The following is a 20,310-nucleotide window of genomic DNA, read 5'->3' as shown; positions in this document are numbered from 1 at the left end:
TTAATAGACTTTATCACCATTGAAGATGGAATTTTTCACGACCACATAGTCGACGTGGCGGATGCTGTCAAGGTTCGTTCCCCCTGCATAGGAGATGGAAGACTGGAGATCCTGTTCCATTTCCGTCAGGGTATCCTGGAGTGCTCCCTTGTGTTCCACGAACATTTTCTTTCCTTCGACGTTCTTCTTTTCGCCTTTTTGGAATTCGGATGCAGAACCGAAATATTCTTTATAGAGCTTGCCGTCTTTCTCGAACGTTTCACCCGGGGATTCTTCGTGCCCTGCGAACAAGGAACCGATCATGACCATGGAGGCACCGAATCGGATCGATTTCGCTACATCACCGTGCGTGCGGATTCCGCCGTCAGCGATGATCGGCTTTGTAGCTGCTTTTGCACACCAGCGGAGAGCCGCCAGCTGCCAGCCTCCCGTACCGAATCCCGTTTTGATCTTCGTGATGCATACTTTACCAGGTCCGATGCCGACTTTCGTAGCGTCAGCCCCTGCGTTTTCGAGTTCCCTCACAGCTTCAGGCGTTCCTACGTTGCCGGCTATCACAAAGCTTTCCGGAAGGTGCTTTTTGATATGCTGGATCATATTGATCACGGCATTGGAGTGGCCGTGCGCGATGTCGATTGTAATATAGGCAGGAGTAAGCTGCTCTTCTGCAAGCCCCTCCACAAATGTGTATTCTTCTTCTTTTACGCCTACGCTGATCGATGCGTATAAACCTCGTGACTTCATATCTTTGATGAAATCCCGTCTTTTTTCTGGTTCAAATCGGTGCATGATATAGAAATAATTATTTTCTGCCAAGTAAACGGCGATTTTTTCGTCGATGATGGTCTGCATATTCGCAGGAACAACAGGAAGTTTAAATGAACGGCCGCCTAGCGTAACCGATGTATCACATTCAGAACGGCTGTTTACTACACATTTTGCAGGAATTAATTGAATATCTTCGTAATCAAATACATTTTCCATGAATAACACTCCTAAAAACGAATATTAATTATATTTTAATTCGTGAATGTTCGTTCCTATCGTAATATACTACATTTATTGCCAGGGTGTCAAAGATTTTTCTGACATTTTTCTTCCTTTACAAAATAAAAACGGACCTGCTTAACACAGATCCGTTTAAAGATTAACATTTCTCCAAATTCTCATTCATTTTCACAAGGACTTTCCTGTACACTTCAAGCTCTTCTTCCGAGATGCCGGCGAGGATGTTCTCTTCCCACAGCGCTTCGATGACCGGGGTCAGTTCCTCTTTGAGCGCGGTTCCTTTGTCTGTAATGAACAGGATGAATGAACGGCGGTCCTCTTCATTTTTCTTCTTGATGACCAGTTCTTTCCGTTCGAGGATGTCGAGGATCCTTGTCACGGTGGGCTGGTCCTTCTCTGCTTTATTCGCAAGTTCCTTTTGGTTGATGCCGTCATTTTCGGACAGCCGTTTGAGGACGGTCCATTGCTCGGGTGTAATATCGTAATTCTTAATGTTCACAGATAAGTAACGGATAATATTCTTGACGGTATTGCTTGTAAAAAGACCGATTGCTTCATCGCGAGTATCATGCATGCTGTATCACCTGCCACCAATTTTAGTCTCCTTCTATCATACTACAAAAGTCACTGGAAATGAGAACGATTTCAATTTAATTGTTATAACAAGTATTTACTTCTGCGCTTTCTGCATATATAATTAGTATGACAACTAATTGAATCGATTATACATCAAAGCATAAGTTGAAAGGGGATTTACATGCAGAAATCGACACACAACATTTGGACAAAGCCTTTTCTGATGGCTTTATCGAATAATTTTTTCGTCTTTTTGGTTTTTTATTCGTTGTTGACCGTGCTGCCTGTCTACGTTATTGACGAGCTTCATGTAAGTGAAGCAAAGGCTGGTCTGGTTACAACGATGTTTTTAATTTCAGCGATCATCGTCCGGCCGTTTTCCGGTAAAATCATTGACGCACTGGGTAAAAAGAAGACCCTGATGATATCCGTGTTCTTCTTTGGCGCTTCTTCCTTTTTTTATTTTGTGATCAGTGATTTCAATCTGTTGATCGCGCTGCGCTTCTTCCATGGCATCTGGTTCAGCATCGCTTCAACCGTATTGGTGGCAATTGCGGCGGATATGATACCGGAGCATAGGAAGGGGGAAGGACTCGGTTACTTTGCCATGTCGATGAATCTGGCCGTTGTTGCCGGTCCGTTCCTTTCACTGGCACTCGTCCAGTTCATCCCATATTCATCGCTGTTCCTTCTGCTGGCGTCCATGATGGTTGTGGCTTTTATTTTGACTTTCGGCATTCAGGTATCTTCCGCAGCACCATCTGAACCGAAGGCTGCGAGGCGGATCACTGCGAAGGATTTGATCGAAGTGAGGGCGATGCCGATTGCGTTCGTCGGATTCCTGACTGCGTTTGCGTATTCCGGTATCATGTCCTTCATTTCCGTCTATGCAAAATCAGTCGGCCTTTTCGAATCTGTCAGCCTCTTTTTCGTTGTGTTTGCGGCAGCGATGCTATTATCGAGGCCATACACAGGAAGATTATTTGACCAAAAAGGACCCGATTCGGTCATTTACCCGTCGCTGATCATCTTTGCAATCGGACTCGCCGTCTTGAGTATCACACAATCGACCTTTGTCCTTCTCACAGCTGGCGCACTCATCGGCCTCGGCTACGGTGCCTTGCTGCCAAGCTACCAGACGATGGCGATCCAATCAGCCCCGAGAGAAAGAACCAGCCACTCGACCGCGACATTCTTTATCTTCTATGACCTCGGAATTGCGGTCGGATCTGTCGTACTGGGAATGATTTCAGGCGGACTGGGCTTTACAAGCCTGTACCTGCTGTCCGGTGCGGTGGTCGTGGTTACACTGTTTGTTTATCGGTATCATTCTGTGCTTGCAGGTAAAAAAAGACGGCAGGCATCGGAGGCATTAGAATTATAAAAGAGATACGTTTAACTTTGAGGGACGTCCCTCAAAATCATCAAAATTATATTTTTTTAAACCCAATCGTCCTTCAACGGTTGGGTTTTTTTAATTGAGAATAAACTACCTGCAGCCATTATCCGTTCTCAATTACCCTCTAGTCCAAACCTCCTTTTTTACGAAAGGCGGGAATTTTTCCGAAACAGGGATCCAGCGATGGAAGAACTGCTTTAAGATATGCCAGAACCCTACGACCATCAAGGCTTTCCCGCATCAAACAAAAGCAATTACATCCCCCTGCCAAAAGTATTATTTATCCATTTTAATTGAGAACAATTTTCAATTACTATTGACATTGATAATCATTATCAATTACTATGACGTTGAAAGCAAAACGGAAACAATCAGTGAAAGGGAGATGACGTATGACAGTTCAAACCTTGACTTCAAATAAAGAATTACTATGCCAGCAGGAGAAACGCGAATCCAATGCAAGATCCTACCCGAGAAGGATTCCTCTTGCCATCAGTGAAGCAGATGGGATTCATGTGACCGATATGGAAGGGAAGAAGTATTACGACTGCCTGGCAGGTGCCGGCACATTGGCGCTCGGTCATAATCATCCTGTTGTGATCGAAGCAATGGAGCAGGTAATCCGCGATAAACGCCCTTTACATACATTAGATTTGACAACCCCTGTAAAAGAAGAATTCGTTAATGAGTTATTCGCTTCCTTGCCGAAAGGGTTCCGGGACCGTGCTAAAGTACAGTTCTGCGGGCCGACCGGGGGAGATGCAATTGAAGCTGCATTGAAATTGGTCAAAACGGCAACCGGGAGGCAAAGCATCCTGACCTTCCAGGGAGGATATCATGGTGCAACGCACGGCACGATGGCGATTTCAGGAAATCTGAGTCCGAAGGAGAAAGTCGGCGGTCTCATGCCAGATACTCATTTCCTCCCTTACCCTTATACATACCGCTGTCCGTTCGGCGTCGGGGGAGAAGAGAGCCACCGCATCTCGGCACGATATATTGAAAACCTGCTCGATGACCCTGAAAGCGGAATCCTGCCGCCGGCTGCGATGATCTTTGAGACCGTCCAGGGTGAAGGAGGTTCGATACCGGCACCGATTGAGTGGCTGCAGGAAATGAGACGAATCACGGAAGAGCGGGGCATTCCCCTCATCATTGACGAAGTCCAGACCGGGATCGGCCGTACAGGGAAACTGTTCTCATTCGAACATGCCGGTATCGTTCCGGAAGTATTTGTCCTCTCGAAGGCAATAGGAGGCAGTCTCCCGCTTTCTGTTGTCGTATATGACAAGGAACTCGACTGCTGGGAGCCTGGGGCGCATATCGGGACGTTCCGCGGAAATCAGATAGCGATGGCAGCCGGGACGGCCACACTGAAGTACATCAAGGAAAATCATCTTGCGGGGCATGCAGATAAAATGGGGCAGAGACTTCTTCAGTCGTTGAGCGGACTTCAACATGAATTCCCTGAAATTGGCGATGTACGCGGAAGAGGGCTGATGATCGGGGTGGAAATGGTCGATCCTTCGCTTCCACAGTCTTTGTCTGGAAGTCACCCTGCAAATTCTGAACTGGCCAGCCGCATCCAGCGGGAATGCTTCAAGCGAGGCTTAATCCTGGAAGTGGGGGGCAGACATGGAGCCGTAGTACGCTTCCTGCCGCCGCTCATCATAACAAAAGCGCAATTGGATGAAGTATTCGCCATCTTCAAAGAAGCGGTTGTAGCTTCAGTCGTGAGGTAGTCCCCTATGAGTACAGGCAGAGCGTTTAAAAATAAAAGGACGGCGTTTGACTCTTTCTTTCTCCATCAGGGGGAAGAGGGGCTGGCCGCTTTTGAAAAAGGAATGGAACAAGTCAGCAATAAACTGAAAGAAGTTTACAGCAATACCGAACAGCCATTCATTGGAAAGACCCCGGCTGAAATCGAAAAGGAAATCGCGGGGATCATGAACTTTGCAGGGAAAGGCCGCTCGCTTCAGGAAGTCCTCAATGAGCTTGAAGGTCCCATCCTAAGGAACAGCCTTCATATCTCACATGAGAAGAGCATGGCTCATCTGCATTGTCCGCCGCTTCTCCCGGGGATCATCGGTGAATGCATCATCGGCACGTTGAACCAGTCGATGGACTCCTGGGATCAGAGTACAGCGGCTACCTATGTTGAAGAAGGAATGGTGAAATGGCTGAAGGAAGCGGCGGGTTATCCTGAAACGTCAGACGGTGTGTTCACGAGCGGTGGTACACAATCGAACTATATGGGGCTGCTGCTTGCCAGGGATTCCTTCTGTCAAATCCAATGGGCCCATAACGTACAGAAGCAGGGGTTGCCGGCAGATTTTCATCGACTGCGCATTCTTTGTTCGGAGGAGGCCCATTTTACCGTGAAAAAGTCAGCTTCTCAGCTCGGGCTGGGTGAACAGGCTGTCATCACGGTGAAAACGGACGAGCGCCATCGCATGTGCCTGAACGATGTACTGAGTACCCTGGACAGACTTAAGGAAGACGGCATGCTGCCATTCGCCCTCGTTGCAACATGCGGAACCACAGATTTCGGAAGCATCGATCCATTGCCTGAACTTGCTTCCATCTCAAAAGAAAATGGCCTTTGGTTCCATGTGGACGCAGCTTTCGGGGGAGGATTGCTCCTCAGTCATTCTCACCGCAATAAGCTTGAAGGACTTGAAAATGCGGATTCGATGACCATCGATTTTCACAAATTATTCCTTCAGCCTGTCAGCTGCGGGGCGTTCATGGTAAAAGACCGCCGGCATTTTGGATTCCTTTCCCATCATGCGGATTATTTGAACCCTGTAAAAGATGAAGATGACGGAATCGTGAATCTCGTGACGAAATCGACATCCACGACCAGACGGTTTGATGCATTGAAGCTGTATCTGTCGCTCAAGACAGTGGGGACCGAAACCTTTGGAAACATGATTGATCACACGATCGAGCTTGCCCGGTATACAGCAGAATACCTGACAGGCCTTGAAAACATCGAGCTTAAAAATATACACCCTGAAATCAATACGATTATTTTCCGTTATCATCCGTCGGATTGCAGCACGGACCTTGATGAATTGAACAGGGCGCTCCAGCAGTCGCTCCTGCATGAAGGAAAAGGAGTCATCGCAAAGACAACCGTTGATGGTAGTACCTTCTTGAAGCTGACTCTCCTGAACCCAAGAACAAGTGAAATAGATATCCACGAGCTGATGGATGAAATAGAAAAAACTGCAACTCAACTAATGAACGGAGGTTTGGCCCGTGTATGACACGAAGCAATTAGCCGAAAACGCGACGATGCAAAGCTTTCTGAATTGTTATTTAAGGGAGACGGGGAATTTTGAAGAAGCACCCGAGTTAATGAAACATCCTTTATTCTCTACATCAGGGTTGGAAAAAGTGCTCGTCTCCAAACTGATTCTTCAGAAAATCGAATTGGTGGCCGGATTGACATACTGGTCTGAAACTGACCGCCATTTATTTTCTTTTCCGATCTATTATCGCACCGCTGGCAGCAAAGACCTGCAGCCAATCGACTATATCACGCTTACTTCGCTCATCGTAAAAGAATTCTTATTGGATAAAAGATTCAAGGGAGCCGAGGATGAACTCATCTACCGGGTCATCCTGAGCTGCCGCAGCATCAAAACGTATCTCAAGGATCGCGTGGAAGACGCAGAAGCTCTTTCACAGGAAGATTTTGAATTCATCGAAGCTGAGCAGTCCCTTCTATTCGGACACCTGCTTCATCCGACCCCGAAAAGCAAACAGGGTCTGGCGGAAGCGGAGGATGCGGCGTATTCCCCCGAGCGTAAGGGAGAGTTCCGGCTCCACTATTTTGCAGCGGAGAAATCACTGGTTCTCCAGGATTCCAGTCGTCCGCAGTCTGCGGCTTCAATTATTTTCGAAGAATTGCAGAATGATGGGGAAGTCGATCAGGACTGGCTTGAAGAAATCATGAAAAAAGATGAAAAGGTACTGCTCCCGGTTCATCCGCTTCAAGTGAAGGAATTGATGGAGAAGCCTGAAGTGCAAACGAGGCTCGCGGATGGTTCACTTCAGTACATAGGGCCCGCCGGCAAGAAGTTTACGGGCACTTCATCATTCAGAAGCGTGTACAGTAAACACTCTAAATATATGTATAAATTCTCTGTACCTGTCAAAATCACAAACTCCCTTCGCATCAACCAGGCGAAGGAACTTGCAAGGGGAGTAGAGGTTTCAAGGCTTCTGGAGACTGAAGTGGGACAGAATATCAAGCAGAATTTTCCTAACTTTCGGATAGTAGAGGATCCGGCTTACCTGAATCTTGTATCACAGAATGAACTTTCAGGCTTTGAAGTCGTGATCCGCGACAATCCTTTCTATGAAAATAGCAAACATGCCAGCCTGGTTGCGGGGCTGTGCCAGGATCATGCCTACGGGGGGAAACCAAGGCTCTATTCAATCATCAAAGGAATCGCCGGCCGTGAAAACCGTTCGGTGGAAGAAGTGAGCATCGACTGGTTCAACCGGTATCTGGACCTGACACTCGACCCAATGATCTGGCTTTTTGACACCTATGGGATTGCGCTTGAGGCCCACCAGCAAAACTCGGTCATCAAGCTCCATGACGGCTACCCTGAAACGTTCTATTACCGCGACAACCAGGGGTACTACTACAGCGAAACGAAGGCAGGCATATTGATGGAACTGCTGCCCGGACTAAATACGCTGAGCGACACGATCTGCACTGATGATATAGCCGAGGAGCGCCTGAGATATTACTTCTTCTTCAATCATCTGTTCGGTCTGATCAACGCTTTTGGAGTAAGCGGCCTGATCGAGGAAGGGGAGCTGATCCGCCTATTGAAGGAACGCCTGAAGCAGCACGAAGAAACGATGCCTTCAGATCTTCTGAGAAGCCTGTTGTATCAGCCGGTTCTTCCGTGCAAAGCCAACCTCCTGACCCGTTTCTATGACATGGACGAGCTTGTCGGACCGATGGAATCGCAGTCCGTCTATACGATGGTGAAAAACCCGATTGCGGAAGAGGTGGAGATCCTCCATGCACTATGAGTTGTATGATGAAGAAATCGGCATGAAGATTTCTTTTAGAAAAGTAGAGTTTGAGCGGGATGTGGACATGATACATTCCTGGATGAAGGAGGACCATGTCCATCCGTTTTGGAATCTCAATATCCCTCTTGTGAAGTTCAAGGAACATTTGAAAAAAGCATTGAACGATGACCACCATACCCTTTATATAGGGTGTCTGGATGATGTGCCGATGAGCTATTGGGAAGCCTATTGGGTCGAGGGAGATGTGCTGGAGAAAACGTATGATGCGGCTCCTCATGATCAGGGTGTCCATCTGTTGATCGGTGATACAGACTTTTTAGGAAAAGGATATTCTTTACCGCTGTTAAGGGAGATGGTCCGGTTCCAATTCCAGGATGACCGGACAGAAAAAGTCATGGCGGAACCCGATATCCGGAATGAAAAAATGATTCATGTCTTTACGAAATGCGGCTTCAAGAGAATCGGATCGATTGAACTGCCGGATAAAACCGGATTGCTCATGACATGTGAGCGTGAAGAATTCGAAAAGAGGTGGACCCCATGAACAACAATGAGATCTATGACGTGATCGGCATCGGGCTCGGTCCCTTCAACTTAGGATTGGCGGCCTTGCTTGATGAAGTGCCGGATATGAAAGCATTGTTCCTCGAGAAAAAATCGGAATTCAATTGGCATAAAGGCATGCTGATCGACGGGACGACCCTGCAGGTGCCGTTTTTCGCGGACCTCGTCTCGATGGCCGACGTCAGAAGCAAATACAGTTTCCTTAACTATCTGCAGGCTCACAATCGGTTGTATCACTTTTATTTTCTTGAAAAATTTCATATTCCGAGAAAAGAATACAACCATTATTGCCGGTGGGTTTCCGAACAGCTGCCGCAATGCAAGTATGGAATGGAAGCGGAGCGGGTCGTACCGGTCAAGTTGGAAGGCGGCGGGAACGGCTACGAGGTATCCGTTTGGAATGACGGGACGCACACTGAAGAGCGGTTCGTGACGCGGCATCTCGTGATGGGGATCGGGTCTGTTTCCTCTGTCCCGGAACATTTCAAGGAACATCTGGGAAGCAGCGTCTTCCATTCTTCAGAGTATCTGGAGAAAAAAGAAATCTGTAAAGAGGCACGGTCAGTAACGGTCATCGGTTCTGGTCAAAGCGCCGCCGAAGTATTCCTGGATGTTGCGAAAGAACAGGAGGAGAGCGGATTCACACTGAACTGGTTCACCCGTTCAAAAGGATTTTTCCCGATGGAGTATTCAAAACTGGGACTAGAATACTTCTCGCCTGACTATACGGATTTCTTTTACAGCCTGCCGCAGGAAAAGAAGGATGCTCTCCTGAAGAATCAGGACCTCCTGTATAAAGGGATCAGCGCAGACACGAGCGCGGAGATTTATGACTATCTGTACGAGCGCTCGATCGGAAGTGACTACCCTCCGATCTCCCTGCAGGCGATGACCGAAATCACCGGTCTTGAATCTACAGGCAGCGGCTTCTCGCTCAGCGGGTATCACCAAGTAAAAGAAGAAGGGTTCACTCAAGACACTGATGTCGTCATCTTCGGGACAGGTTACAAATCAGCGATTCCGTCGTTTCTATCGGCCATGAAAGATGATCTGGCATACGATCAAGCCGGCAGATTCAAGATAACAAAGGATTACCGCCTGGAGACTTACCTCGGCGATGCCGGCAGCATCTTCATTCAAAACGGGGAGATGCACACGCACGGAGTCGGCGCACCAGACCTTGGACTCGGGGCACACCGGAATGCCGTTATCATTAATCAATTGGCCGGACGGGAAGTATATCCCGTTCAGACGAAGAATGTGTTTCAGACGTTTGGCGTGGAGAATCGGGGCGCGGCTTCCGTTCCAAGCATGTAAGGGAGGCGCCGCTATGAATCGCGGATTCTTTAATTCGGTTAACTCCTGCTTGTTTTGATAATAAATATATAGGTTCAATAATAAGTGTGCGTTTTCGATTGAAATAAGGAGTCTTCAATAAAAGTCTTCGCCGTTTCGATAATAAAAGTTTGATTTTCGATAATAAATCTTTTGATTTCGATAATAGAATTTCTGTTTTCGATAATAAAAACTTTTGTGTATAAGAAAAGTCAGTTCAAAATGAAGATTTCAGTTGAAATCCTGTCCATATAGAGAAATACGAATGAATTTTGAAGTTGGTTAGACGAAAAACACTCATATTAACCTGTTTTTTGACGCTGAATCCTAACCTGATTCCAACTGCTGATTGAATTGCGAATCGACGACTCCTGGTGAAAGCGAAGTCCTGAAATCCAACTGCAGTGATAAGCCTGCAATCTCACTTTTTAAATAACAACTAAAATAGACAGAAAGAAGGGATCCCATGCGATTTGCCGGCGAATTACAAAAAGTATTAAGCAAAGACAATTGGAAAAAGGTCAACCGCAAACTGATTGCAAAAATGTTATCGGAGTATATGTACGAAGATATGCTTCAGCCTTACATTCTTGGCGAAGAAGGAAAGACCATCACGTATTCCTTACAGATTTCAAAGGAGAAACAGTATCGCTTCCAGGCCGAGAAACGATTCTTTGACAGCTTCGATGTGAAGTGGGACACGATTGAAATCACAGATGGAGGCGAAACGAAGCCGGCAGAGAGCGCCATCGAGCTGTTGGTAGATCTTCAGGGACCCATCCCGATGTCACCAGAGACAGTCGGACATCTGATCAAAGAATTGAACGCCACCTTGATTGCCGATGCCCACCTGCTCGAAAAAGAGTCGAAATCATCAGACGAACTCATTCGTGTCGATTATGCAGAGCTTGAGGGCTTCATGACCGGTCATCCGTGGATTACATACAACAAGGGTCGCATCGGCTTCGGCTACGATGACTACCTGAACTATGCTCCCGAACATGGGAACGAAATCAGCCTCTCCTGGATTGCCGTTACGAAAGACATCGCTACTTTCCAATCAATCGATGGGGTGGAATATGAAGACTTGCTTGCTTCGGAACTCTCCCAAACGGAAAGAGCTTCTTTCGAAAAAATAGTGAAAAAACACGGTGCCGATCCTGCAGAGTATTTCTTCATGCCGGTGCATGAATGGCAGTGGAAGAATGTCCTGATTCAGAATTTCCCGGAAGAGCTGGCCGAAAGATCGATCATTCCTTTGGGAGAAGGAAACGACAGCTATCTTCCTCAGCAGTCAATCCGGACATTCGTGAATATGACAAACAAAGAGAAGCATCACGTCAAGCTTCCGATGAGAATCCTCAATACCTTGGTATACAGGGGGCTGCCGTCCGAACGGACACTGATTGCCCCGCAGGTGACTGAGCTCATTAAAGGCATCGCTGACAACGATTCATTCCTGAAAGAGGAATGCCGCGTCATTCTTCCGGGAGAGAACGCAAGCATGAACGTCGATCATCGTTATTATACCGGGATGAAACAGGCTCCTTATCAATATCTTGAGATGCTCGGAACGATCTGGAGAGAAAGCATTTATATCTATCTTGATGAAGGTGAACAGGCCATCACACTTGCAGCGCTTCTATATGAAGATCATACCGGTAAACCATACGTGCAAAGTTTGATCGAAGACTCCGGACTCCAGGCGGACGAATGGATGAAGACGTTCTTCAAGGTGGTCATGGATCCGCTGCTACATTACCTGTATCAATACGGGACAGTTTTCTCGCCGCACGGTCAGAATACAATCGTCGTCTTGAAGGATTCCGTTCCACACCGGTTAGCAATCAAAGACTTTGTCGATGACGTCAATATTTCAGATCAGGACTTCCCTGAACTCAGGGGCTTATCGAGAGAATTCAAAGAGGTGCTGAGAAGCGAGCCGCCGGAAGGATTGACTCAATTCATCTTCACAGGCTTATTCATTTGCCACCTGCGCTATTTGAGCAATATCCTGGTCAACCATGAACTGATGGAGGAAGAGACATTCTGGGGCCAGCTCGCACAGTCCATCCAGGATTATCAGAATCGATTCCCTGAGCTGAAGAAGCGTTTCGAACTGTTTGATTTCTTCAAGCCCCAGCTGACAAAGCTTTGCCTGAATCGCAACCGCATGGTGGATTACGGATACTCAACAGGCGATGACCGTCCGCATGCTTCAGAGTTCGGCCACGTGAATAATGCGCTTGCTTTATTCAAGGTGAAAGAAACGGTTTAAAAAGTAATAAAAGCAGCCGCCAAAATAGTTCGGGCAGCCCGAGATCAAAATGGATCAGCACCAGATCCTCAAGAAAGAAGGTTTAGCATATGAGTATGATCGTACAGAAATTCGGAGGAACATCTGTCGGTTCTGCTTCAAACATTAAACGGATGGCTTCAAGGGTGATTGAGGAAAAGAATAGGGGAAATGATGTCGTCGTGGTCGTCTCAGCCATGGGGAATACAACGGACACTCTGACAAGGCTTGCAAGCGAAGTATCCACCCAGCCGCAAAAAAGAGAAATGGATATGCTCCTCTCAACAGGAGAGCAGGTGACGATCGCCCTCCTATCCATGGCCCTCCAGGAAAAAGGTTCGGAATCGATTTCCTTCACAGGCGGACAGGCAGGCATTCACACAGATTCTGTTCACGGCAACGCTAACATCAAAACGATTGACCCCAAGCCGATATTACAGGAACTCGATGCCGGGAAAATCGTCGTTGTGGCAGGATTTCAAGGCGTAACCGATGAGGGGTATATCTCTACCTTGGGCAGGGGCGGCTCTGACACAACCGCAGCCGCACTTGCAGCCCAGCTGGGGGCTGAACGCTGTGACATCTATACAGATGTCGATGGCGTATACACCTCGGATCCCCGCTATATCAAGAAAGCTGCCAAAATTTCATCCCTGACATACGATGATATGCTGAACCTGGCATCGAGGGGGGCGGGTGTCCTGCACCCAAGATCCGTCAAACATGCGAAAAAACATGGGATCCCGATGGTGGTCCGTTCCAGCCTGACAAGAGAAAGGGGAACGTTCATCAATCATTCCTCCAAACGGTCGGACAGGTACCCTGTCATCGGCATTGTCTTTCAGGAAGAAAGAACAAGCATTACCCTGCATGGTTGCGGTGGCAGTGAAGTGCAGTATGCTATCCGGTCAGCACTTACACCCCGGAACATCGAGTGTGACTTTTTCAAAAGTACACAGGAAAGCGAGTTGACACTGCTCCTTCAACACCGTGACCTGCAGGAATCACTGGAACTCATTTCAGAAAAAAAAGAGCAGCTCAAGTTTGATCGATTAACTGCAAAGAAGGATCTGGCAAAGGTCGCGGTCATCGGAAGCAACATCCTTACACATCCTGTCATCCAGGGGAAAGCCGCCAGAGAACTGGCTGCCTCCGGAATCGACTTCAAGCTCATCGAGGACTCACCTGTTAGTGTCACGGCTGCAGTGAAACAACAAGACGTGCACAGGGCCGCTGAGCTTTTGCATACTGCATTTGGGCTTGATGTCCCTGAAATGAGAACGGTTGTTGCAATCCAATGAAAAAAAGGGAAACCTCCTGCTAAGAAGGAAGTTTCCCTTTTTCATTTCTTTTTTAAAAAATGCAAACTTCGCTGGACGCTTTCGATCGGAGGATTTCTGCACTCATCCTGCTCAACGATCCACCATTCGATGCCGCCCGCTTTTCCGGACTCCAGCACTGATTCAAGATCGACCCCGCCGGTCCCAAGCTCCGCAAAAAAGCGTTCCCCATCCGTCGTCATATCCTTTAAATGAACGAGCGGGGAGCGTTTCTTGTAACGTTCCAGCCACTCGGCCGGCTTTTCCCCGGCAAATGTCAGCCAGTAAATATCAAACTCCGCCTTGACCCAATCCGGGTTAGTTTCTTCGAGGATCGTCTCCAATGCTGAACGTCCATCATTTAGAGAAGTCAATTCAAAGTCATGATTGTGATAACAAAGTGTGATGCCTTCCCCGGCACATTTTTCGCCGATCTCATTAAGGTCATTGATCAGCCGGATATAATCGTTTTCCGTCCTTTCTTCAGGGGGAAGGTATGGGCATACAACATACCGGCTCCCCAGAATCTTTTGATCCTCAATCACTTTTTCCGGTTCATCTCTTAATTCAGCGAGCGGGATGTGACTGGAAGCTGCTTTCAGCCCCAGATCATCTAGTACTTCTTTTAATTTTCTTGCCTCAAAACCTCCGTACCCGGCCAGCTCGACTCCTTCATAGCCGAGCCCGGCGACATTTTTCAGTGTGCCTGTGAAATCCTGTTCTGCTTCTTTACGCAGCGTGTACATCTGCAGTGCGATGGGAATGTGCTTCATTTTTATGCAGCCTGCCTTTCATGATCTCTTTAATATATGGGTTCTGAATGAAAGGGAGAAATCCTCTTTTAATTAAGCTCTTTTTGCATACTTTGCTGCTTTACACTAAAGAAAGTATTCTGATGTCCGTTCACCTGTGGTTTTAGACTTGATTTCGAATAAGAGCACGGCCACAATCAACATTCAGGCTGCCAGCCAATTTACCAAAAGCAACAAATTTTTAGAAAGCAGCCTTTAATTAAAAAAGCCCAAACCGTTTAGTGGCTGGGCAGGTGATTTTATTTAACGGCTGGCGATTTAATCTTCAAGCATGAGAGCTTCTTTTCATTTTTAAAAACGGAATAGTGGGCTGCCGCGATTCTTTCCTCGACATAATCAAGTGAAAAGGTCCCGGATGGATCGGCAAGGCTGCCGATGGCCCTGGATAGGTGGTCCACGACATGTTTCAAATCGACTCTGCGTTCAAGTTCACCGCCGGCATTCATTTCATCCATGATCTCAAATGCAAGGTTCTGCACATGATACAAACGTCTTTGCTCCAATCTGAATCCCCCTTTGTCATATTCGTATCTTTTTCTGATTATATGGCGGAATCGGAATGGTTATGATAGCAAAGAACAGGGTATAGGGATTCTAACACCCCGAGGTATGAACAGATGAAATTTAGTGAATTCTAAAGATAACTGAGGAGGTGAAGAAACATGGCACAAGATGTACTATGTGAAGTAAGCAACTGCAAATACAACAAAGAAGGCAAGAAATGCGGAGCCGACCAAATCTTCGTCGTGAGCCACAAGGGGAACAAAGCCCACAACAGCGAAGAAACGGATTGTAAGACATTTGAACCTGGTATGTAATTTAATACGATTGAGATATGGGACTACTTTCGCGAATGGAGTTCCGGCAGGCAGCCATTGGAGTGGCTGCCTGTTTTTATATAGTATTGATAATGATTGTCATTCTTATTCAGGTGGTTCGTAAAAATGAGAGGGTTGGGGCGAATTATGTTGAAAATTATGTAGGATTGGACAATTCGAGCATATAGATAGAATATCGAGCGCAAATGTGTTGGATTCGAGCAAAAGTTTAAAGATTTCGAGCATAAAACTCTTTTTTCGAGCACAACCGCTTCTAATGAGAATTGATTGGAAAATTTTAAAGGGAAATCACGCTTCTATAGAGAATCTGTTAGTTATAATCTGTATTGGAGTGATGATATGAATGTAAATGAACGTAAAATTCCCCGTATTATTCTCAAGCTGGAAGCCTTGCATGGAAGGCTTAATCCTCTTAACGTAAAAATCACCCACATAAAAGAAGATTGGAATAAAAGGCTGGCTGGTTATAGAGGGGAAGTGTCCTTAGATTATGTTTTAGGGTTCTTAGATGCGCAGGAATATGTCCTGTTGCATGGAGTCAGGTTAGAGGTGGATGGTAAATACTTTCAAATTGATACGCTCGTCCTCTCACGCAAGCTCATCCTGATTCTTGAGGTGAAGAACTTAGCAGGTACAATTTATTTTGATCAGGTATTCAATCAATTAATCCAACTAAAAGATGGTCAAGAGAATTCTTATCCAGACCCGCTTGTTCAAATAAGCCGGCAAGAACGGCAACTAAAAAGATGGATCGAGAAAAATAATCTTCCGCGTATTCCTATCCACAGTCTTGTAGTGATAAGTAATGACAAAACACTTATAAAAACTTCCTCTAATCATAAATTCCTGTCTGATAAAGTAATTCACAAACAAATACTTCCCACAAGGATTAATCAACTTACAAACTCTGTTCACAAGGAAGCATACAGCGAAAAAGAATTTAAAAAATTCATTAGAATAATTAAGAAAAAGCATGAAGAATCAGACCCTTCAATTTTAGAAAGGTACAAGATTACAGGGGAAGAAATACTGACGGGAGTAATATGTGAAATCTGCAATTTTAGACCACTAATTAGGATGCACGGTTCCAGGTACTGTTCAAAATGTCAACATAGTGATAAACAGGGCCACCTCAGAGCATTAATCGACTATGAATTATTGTTAGGGCCGGAACTAACAAATAAAGAGCTTAAGAGATTTTTGAATATTAGTTCAAGACATGTTTCCTTAAGAATCCTCAAATCCCTCAACCTACCAACCACCGGCACCAAAAAATCCACCACCTACGACCTCACCCAACTCACCAAACAAAACGTCCCCACAAACTCAAACAAAAAACCCGCCACCACCAAGTGACGAGTCCTTCAATCCTTCTCAATCCATTCCTGCGACCATTTTTCAATGTTTTTCATCAGCGGTTCCAACGAATATCCTTTTTCAGTAAGGGAGTATTCGATTCTTACCGGGGTTTCCGGATAGACTTTGCGTTCGACGATGCCTTCTTGCTCAAGTTCCTTGAGGCGTTCAGATAAGAGCCTTCCGCTTATGCCGATGCCGTCCTTGATGGTGCAGTTCCGCTGCGGTCCGGAAAGCAGCTGATAGATAATGAGGGCAGTCCAGCGCTGGCTCAGGATGCCGATCGCTTTTTCGAAACGCGGGCAAATTTCAGATGTATTCATCATTACCACTCCTTTGTTTGTACCTTTATTATACCACAATTACTAATAAACTATAAATTAGTTACTTGACAAAAACTTGTTACTAAATTAATATTAGTTACATAAAGTAACCAACTAACTTTATTACATTATATCCAAAAAGAAAGGAAGAAGCAAAGATGCATACTCATCAACTAGGGGCACTTATTTTAAGGATTGCATTAGGTTTGACGTTTTTCGTTCATGGTTTTGTGAAGTTTCAAGGAGGTATAGAAAATACAGCGGGGTTCTTTGAGAGTTTGGGACTTCCGGGATTTGCCGCATATGTGGTTGCGCTGATTGAGTTGATCGGCGGAGTCGCGATGATACTCGGTTTTGGTACAAGAGTGACGGCAGTTCTGTTTGCCTTCATTATGTTAGGAGCAATCGCTAAAGTGAAGCTTGCGGGAGGATTCCTGGGAAATGGTCAGGGGGCGGGCTATGAGCTCGACTTTGCACTTCTGGCAATGTCTGTATACTTCATCCTTGTTAAAACGGCGTCTTTTTCACTGGACTCCAAGCTGTTTCAAACAAATGCAAGTCAATCTTGAGAGGAGCTATTAAAATGAATTTTCACCAATACCCACATACACATGTTAGTGAAGTAACCATTAAAGTAGAAAACCTCCAACGTTCACTGGATTTTTATCAGGAGGTCATAGGCTTCAAAGTGATGGAGCAATCACAAAATAAAGTACAGTTGACTGCTGACGGTCAAACACCACTGCTTACGATCGTGCAACCGGAAAATGTCATCCCAAAGCAGCCAAGAACGACAGGCCTTTACCATTTTGCCATCTTATTGCCGGAAAGAGCGGATCTAGGAAGAATTTTACATCATTTCGCCCAATTGAATATTCCGTTGGGGTCATCGGATCATCTGGTGAGTGAAGCACTTTATTTGAATGATCCGGACGGAAATGGGATAGAGATTTATTGGGATAAGCCGCATTCCACTTGGACGTGGAAGGGAGGACAGGTGGAAATGGCAGTCGATCCGATTGATGCCAGGGCCATTTTAGCTGAAGGAGAAGGAGAGCAATGGACAGGGCTGCCTTCGAAAACGGTGATGGGTCATCTTCATATGCATGCTGCCGACCTCAATGAAACAGCCGATTTTTACACAAAAGGGCTTGGGTTTGAAGTCGTATCAGCCCTGGGGAATCAGGCGCTGTTCCTTTCCACCGGACACTATCACCATCATATCGGCTTGAATACATGGAACGGGACCGGTGCGCCGAAACCTGCGGAAAACAGCGTTGGTCTGCAGTCGTTCAATGTTCATTTTCCGAGTCAGGATGAGAGGGATGCAGCCGCATCCCGCTTGAAAACCCTCGGATATCAAGTGGAAACCGGCCAGGACGGCACAATCTCTACAGAAGACCCTTCAGGCAACAAGATGTATTTAACGATTTAAATTGAGAAGCTGCTGGATATACTGACGAGACAGTAACTAACGATAAAAACATCAAGTCAAATGATAAAAGCCGCTCCCATCAGCTGGGTGCGGCTTTTAACCATTCATCATCCTTCACTCGGATCTACCTCATCATATACAAGCCGGGTCACCATCGTGGCTTCCCCGTTCTTCACTTCCTCTTCCGTAGCGTCTTCGCCGAAGGATTGTTCTTCATCATAAGTGGGAGCGACATTGTTTTCTTTTGAAAGGTTCGGGGTTCTCTTTCTCATGTTCATTCCTCCTGTCTTCTGTTTATTGTTTAGTGTAAAGAGAATCATGGAAAGTATACTGCCAAGGCAGAAGTTTTTAAAAGAAGTGCAGTTGGTGGGATACTATTCATATGAATCATTTATTGGAGGGGACATCATGAAATTGAGTGTGCTGGATCAATCGGTCATTACGAAGGGACAGGATGCGGGAGCGGCATTCGAAGAGACTTTGAGGCTTGCAAAGTTCACTGAGGAACTGGGCTATACCAGGTTCTGGGTAGCGGAGCATCACAATACGAACGGCATGGCAGGTTCAGCTCCGCAAGTGCTGATTTCGCATCTTGCTTCTATGACAAACCGCATGAAAATCGGATCCGGCGGGGTGCTGCTCCCTCAGTACAGCCCCTATAAAATTGCAGAGGATTTCAAGGTGCTCCAGACCCTCTTCCCGGGAAGGATTGATCTTGGGATCGGGCGTTCACCCGGCGGTTCTTATGAGACACGCCTGGCACTGACGGATGGCTTGAAAAAAAGCATGAATGAGTTTCCCGGGCAGGTGGAAAGGCTTCAGCATTTCCTTCATGGGGAGCCGGGAGTCAAGGCTTATCCTTATGTAGACACACCGCCGGATATATGGATTCTCGGGATCACCCATCGGGGCGCAAGGGTTGCTGCCGAGAATGGTACGGCTTTTACTTATGGCCACTTTATCAATCCTTCGAACGGGAAGAAGGCGCTTGACTACTATCACGATCAATTCCGGCCTTCTGCAGGTCAAAAGAGCCCGCTCAGCAATGTATGCATTTTCGTCGTATGTGCACCGACCCAGGAGGAAGCGGAACGAATCGCCAAAAGTCAGGATATCTGGTTATTGGAAGTGGAAAGGGGAATCGATACCCGCATTCCGTCGAAGGAAGAAGCGGACAGCCGGATATTCACCTCCAGGGAAGTGGAGAGAGTAAGAGAGAACCGCAGGCGTGCGATTGTGGGGACTCCGGAAAAAGTGAAAGAGGAGCTGCTGCTGCTCAGTGAAATCTATGGGACCGATGAATTCATGATCATTACGAATGTATCTGATTTTGAGGACAAGATGAGATCTTACGAGCTGCTGGCAGGGGCATTGTTTGATAGATAATAGGATTTCGTCAGGGAGAGTGCGGCGAGGACAGCACCAGTTGCCTGGATCCAGCTGCCTGCAAGGTTCAGGTCATCGTTGTCTTCGCCATTCAATTCAAGAATGCCGGCGATGGCCTGAAGAGAATTACCGATTACCTGAAGGGCCTGGCCGTAAATGTCCATGAGTTGAATGAATGTCCTTTCGCCCTCTAAAGCTTCTGAGAGGGCTGCACTGCCGCCGAGTGCCTGAAGGAGATTTCCTTTGACGATGGCGACCAACTCATTTCTTTTATTCATATCAAAAAGTAAACCGGCCACGATCGTCAAGTTTCCTGAAGACTGAATCAGCAGCCCGGCTTTTTCAAGATTCCATTCATCAACCGAGTCTGCTTCCAGTGAGTTTCCGGTCGCCTGAAGTTCATTTCCGATGATATCGAGATCAATTTTAATACCATTCTGTACAGCTTCGGTAGGTGTATTTGAAACCGCGGATACGACGGTCCCGGTCGCTGTAGTCCAGGAACCAATAAGAGCTTTTATCTCACTTCCCATATTCATCGCCTGCTTTTGATTGCTACCTATAGTGTATACAAAAGTGGCATGGAAGGTTAATCGTT

The 20,310-nt window shown here is 46.4% G+C and carries 20 protein-coding genes; 13 read left to right on the top strand and 7 right to left on the bottom strand.

Annotated elements, in window-relative coordinates:
* Both guaC and AS034_RS19700 read right to left on the bottom strand, forming a co-directional pair.
* Window positions 1–984, bottom strand: coding sequence for a GMP reductase (guaC, locus tag AS034_RS19705; protein ID WP_058299864.1), 984 nt, complete (start codon window positions 982–984; stop codon window positions 1–3).
* A 163-nt stretch (window positions 985–1,147) separates the two neighbouring features.
* Window positions 1,148–1,582: a MarR family winged helix-turn-helix transcriptional regulator gene (locus AS034_RS19700; RefSeq protein WP_058299863.1), complete on the bottom strand. Its 435-nt coding sequence runs from the start codon at window positions 1,580–1,582 to the stop codon at window positions 1,148–1,150.
* A 183-nt stretch (window positions 1,583–1,765) separates the two neighbouring features.
* On the opposite strand from AS034_RS19700, the gene AS034_RS19695 reads away from it, so the two are divergent.
* The 8 genes from AS034_RS19695 (at window position 1,766) to AS034_RS19655 (ending at window position 13,543) form a co-directional block, all read left to right on the top strand.
* Window positions 1,766–2,968 (top strand): MFS transporter, encoded by a 1,203-nt coding sequence (locus AS034_RS19695; RefSeq protein WP_058299862.1) that lies wholly within the window; start codon window positions 1,766–1,768, stop codon window positions 2,966–2,968.
* A gap of 407 nt (window positions 2,969–3,375) precedes the next feature.
* Window positions 3,376–4,725 carry an aspartate aminotransferase family protein gene (locus AS034_RS19685; protein ID WP_058299860.1) on the top strand — a complete coding sequence of 450 codons (1,350 nt, stop codon included), beginning with the start codon at window positions 3,376–3,378 and terminating at the stop codon, window positions 4,723–4,725.
* A 6-nt stretch (window positions 4,726–4,731) separates the two neighbouring features.
* On the top strand, window positions 4,732–6,255 hold the full coding sequence (locus AS034_RS19680) for a pyridoxal phosphate-dependent decarboxylase family protein (RefSeq protein ID WP_058299859.1): 1,524 nt from the start codon (window positions 4,732–4,734) through the stop codon (window positions 6,253–6,255).
* A gap of 28 nt (window positions 6,256–6,283) precedes the next feature.
* Entirely contained in the window at window positions 6,284–8,044 is a 1,761-nt protein-coding gene (locus AS034_RS19675; RefSeq protein WP_058299872.1) for an IucA/IucC family protein, read from the top strand.
* Between the two features lie 16 nt (window positions 8,045–8,060).
* Window positions 8,061–8,591, top strand: coding sequence for a GNAT family N-acetyltransferase (locus tag AS034_RS19670; protein WP_141687776.1), 531 nt, complete (start codon window positions 8,061–8,063; stop codon window positions 8,589–8,591).
* Window positions 8,588–9,928, top strand: a complete 1,341-nt coding sequence (locus AS034_RS19665) for a lysine N(6)-hydroxylase/L-ornithine N(5)-oxygenase family protein (RefSeq protein ID WP_058299858.1) — start codon at window positions 8,588–8,590, stop codon at window positions 9,926–9,928. Before AS034_RS19670 ends, AS034_RS19665 begins: the two co-directional genes overlap by 4 nt.
* A 484-nt stretch (window positions 9,929–10,412) precedes the next feature.
* On the top strand, window positions 10,413–12,224 hold the full coding sequence (locus AS034_RS19660) for an IucA/IucC family protein (RefSeq protein ID WP_058299857.1): 1,812 nt from the start codon (window positions 10,413–10,415) through the stop codon (window positions 12,222–12,224).
* Window positions 12,225–12,313: 89 nt separating this feature from the next.
* Window positions 12,314–13,543 (top strand): aspartate kinase, encoded by a 1,230-nt coding sequence (locus AS034_RS19655; RefSeq protein WP_058299856.1) that lies wholly within the window; start codon window positions 12,314–12,316, stop codon window positions 13,541–13,543.
* Window positions 13,544–13,584: 41 nt separating this feature from the next.
* On the opposite strand, the gene AS034_RS19650 is transcribed toward AS034_RS19655, so the two are convergent.
* Together AS034_RS19650 and AS034_RS19645 are read right to left on the bottom strand one after the other, a co-directional pair.
* On the bottom strand, window positions 13,585–14,334 hold the full coding sequence (locus AS034_RS19650) for a sugar phosphate isomerase/epimerase family protein (RefSeq protein ID WP_058299855.1): 750 nt from the start codon (window positions 14,332–14,334) through the stop codon (window positions 13,585–13,587).
* Between the two features lie 278 nt (window positions 14,335–14,612).
* The gene (locus AS034_RS19645; RefSeq protein ID WP_419184996.1) at window positions 14,613–14,828 is read right to left on the bottom strand and encodes a hypothetical protein; all 216 of its coding nucleotides are present in this window, start codon (window positions 14,826–14,828) and stop codon (window positions 14,613–14,615) included.
* A 207-nt stretch (window positions 14,829–15,035) separates the two neighbouring features.
* Between AS034_RS19645 and AS034_RS22520 the strand changes: the two genes are divergently transcribed.
* Entirely contained in the window at window positions 15,036–15,191 is a 156-nt protein-coding gene (locus AS034_RS22520; protein WP_064567422.1) for a DUF1540 domain-containing protein, read from the top strand.
* 360 nt (window positions 15,192–15,551) lie between these two features.
* The gene (locus AS034_RS19640) at window positions 15,552–16,568 is read left to right on the top strand and encodes a nuclease-related domain-containing protein (protein ID WP_058299854.1); all 1,017 of its coding nucleotides are present in this window, start codon (window positions 15,552–15,554) and stop codon (window positions 16,566–16,568) included.
* Window positions 16,569–16,576: 8 nt separating this feature from the next.
* Here AS034_RS19640 and AS034_RS19635 read toward each other — a convergent pair whose 3' ends face one another.
* A complete protein-coding gene (locus AS034_RS19635; RefSeq protein WP_058299853.1) occupies window positions 16,577–16,891 on the bottom strand; it encodes a winged helix-turn-helix transcriptional regulator in 315 nt (104 codons plus the stop codon).
* A 158-nt stretch (window positions 16,892–17,049) separates the two neighbouring features.
* On the opposite strand from AS034_RS19635, the gene AS034_RS19630 reads away from it, so the two are divergent.
* Window positions 17,050–17,460 (top strand): DoxX family protein, encoded by a 411-nt coding sequence (locus tag AS034_RS19630; RefSeq protein ID WP_058299852.1) that lies wholly within the window; start codon window positions 17,050–17,052, stop codon window positions 17,458–17,460.
* A gap of 14 nt (window positions 17,461–17,474) precedes the next feature.
* Window positions 17,475–18,326 carry a VOC family protein gene (locus AS034_RS19625; protein ID WP_058299851.1) on the top strand — a complete coding sequence of 284 codons (852 nt, stop codon included), beginning with the start codon at window positions 17,475–17,477 and terminating at the stop codon, window positions 18,324–18,326.
* A gap of 107 nt (window positions 18,327–18,433) precedes the next feature.
* On the opposite strand, the gene AS034_RS23035 is transcribed toward AS034_RS19625, so the two are convergent.
* A complete protein-coding gene (locus AS034_RS23035) occupies window positions 18,434–18,598 on the bottom strand; it encodes a hypothetical protein (protein ID WP_169792821.1) in 165 nt (54 codons plus the stop codon).
* Between the two features lie 136 nt (window positions 18,599–18,734).
* Between AS034_RS23035 and AS034_RS19620 the strand changes: the two genes are divergently transcribed.
* Complete coding sequence (locus AS034_RS19620) at window positions 18,735–19,712, top strand: LLM class flavin-dependent oxidoreductase (protein WP_058299870.1); 978 nt, start codon at window positions 18,735–18,737, stop codon at window positions 19,710–19,712.
* Here AS034_RS19620 and AS034_RS19615 read toward each other — a convergent pair.
* Window positions 19,676–20,245, bottom strand: a complete 570-nt coding sequence (locus AS034_RS19615) for a DUF6944 family repetitive protein (RefSeq protein WP_052011409.1) — start codon at window positions 20,243–20,245, stop codon at window positions 19,676–19,678. The genes AS034_RS19620 and AS034_RS19615 overlap by 37 nt on opposite strands.
* Window positions 20,246–20,310: the final 65 nt, after the last annotated feature.

Source organism: [Bacillus] enclensis, assembly GCF_001456935.1.
In the GTDB taxonomy this organism is placed as follows: domain Bacteria; phylum Bacillota; class Bacilli; order Bacillales; family Bacillaceae_B; genus Rossellomorea; species Rossellomorea enclensis.
This window is presented reverse-complemented; position numbering and strand designations above follow the sequence as displayed.

What these genes read in the sequence shown, in the direction of transcription:
- AS034_RS19650 (WP_058299855.1), bottom strand. Translation starts at nt 14,334, where the DNA reads ATGAAGCACATTCCCATCGCACTGCAGATGTACACGCTGCGTAAAGAA.
- AS034_RS19625 (WP_058299851.1), top strand. Translation starts at nt 17,475, where the DNA reads ATGAATTTTCACCAATACCCACATACACATGTTAGTGAAGTAACCATT.
- AS034_RS19620 (WP_058299870.1), top strand. Translation starts at nt 18,735, where the DNA reads ATGAAATTGAGTGTGCTGGATCAATCGGTCATTACGAAGGGACAGGAT.
- AS034_RS19680 (WP_058299859.1), top strand. Translation starts at nt 4,732, where the DNA reads ATGAGTACAGGCAGAGCGTTTAAAAATAAAAGGACGGCGTTTGACTCT.
- AS034_RS19645 (WP_419184996.1), bottom strand. Translation starts at nt 14,828, where the DNA reads ATGGATGAAATGAATGCCGGCGGTGAACTTGAACGCAGAGTCGATTTG.
- AS034_RS19635 (WP_058299853.1), bottom strand. Translation starts at nt 16,891, where the DNA reads ATGAATACATCTGAAATTTGCCCGCGTTTCGAAAAAGCGATCGGCATC.
- AS034_RS19630 (WP_058299852.1), top strand. Translation starts at nt 17,050, where the DNA reads ATGCATACTCATCAACTAGGGGCACTTATTTTAAGGATTGCATTAGGT.
- AS034_RS19695 (WP_058299862.1), top strand. Translation starts at nt 1,766, where the DNA reads ATGCAGAAATCGACACACAACATTTGGACAAAGCCTTTTCTGATGGCT.
- AS034_RS19675 (WP_058299872.1), top strand. Translation starts at nt 6,284, where the DNA reads ATGCAAAGCTTTCTGAATTGTTATTTAAGGGAGACGGGGAATTTTGAA.
- AS034_RS22520 (WP_064567422.1), top strand. Translation starts at nt 15,036, where the DNA reads ATGGCACAAGATGTACTATGTGAAGTAAGCAACTGCAAATACAACAAA.
- AS034_RS19655 (WP_058299856.1), top strand. Translation starts at nt 12,314, where the DNA reads ATGAGTATGATCGTACAGAAATTCGGAGGAACATCTGTCGGTTCTGCT.
- AS034_RS19660 (WP_058299857.1), top strand. Translation starts at nt 10,413, where the DNA reads ATGCGATTTGCCGGCGAATTACAAAAAGTATTAAGCAAAGACAATTGG.
- AS034_RS19640 (WP_058299854.1), top strand. Translation starts at nt 15,552, where the DNA reads ATGAATGTAAATGAACGTAAAATTCCCCGTATTATTCTCAAGCTGGAA.
- AS034_RS19665 (WP_058299858.1), top strand. Translation starts at nt 8,588, where the DNA reads ATGAACAACAATGAGATCTATGACGTGATCGGCATCGGGCTCGGTCCC.
- AS034_RS23035 (WP_169792821.1), bottom strand. Translation starts at nt 18,598, where the DNA reads ATGAGAAAGAGAACCCCGAACCTTTCAAAAGAAAACAATGTCGCTCCC.
- AS034_RS19615 (WP_052011409.1), bottom strand. Translation starts at nt 20,245, where the DNA reads ATGGGAAGTGAGATAAAAGCTCTTATTGGTTCCTGGACTACAGCGACC.
- guaC (WP_058299864.1), bottom strand. Translation starts at nt 984, where the DNA reads ATGGAAAATGTATTTGATTACGAAGATATTCAATTAATTCCTGCAAAA.
- AS034_RS19685 (WP_058299860.1), top strand. Translation starts at nt 3,376, where the DNA reads ATGACAGTTCAAACCTTGACTTCAAATAAAGAATTACTATGCCAGCAG.
- AS034_RS19700 (WP_058299863.1), bottom strand. Translation starts at nt 1,582, where the DNA reads ATGCATGATACTCGCGATGAAGCAATCGGTCTTTTTACAAGCAATACC.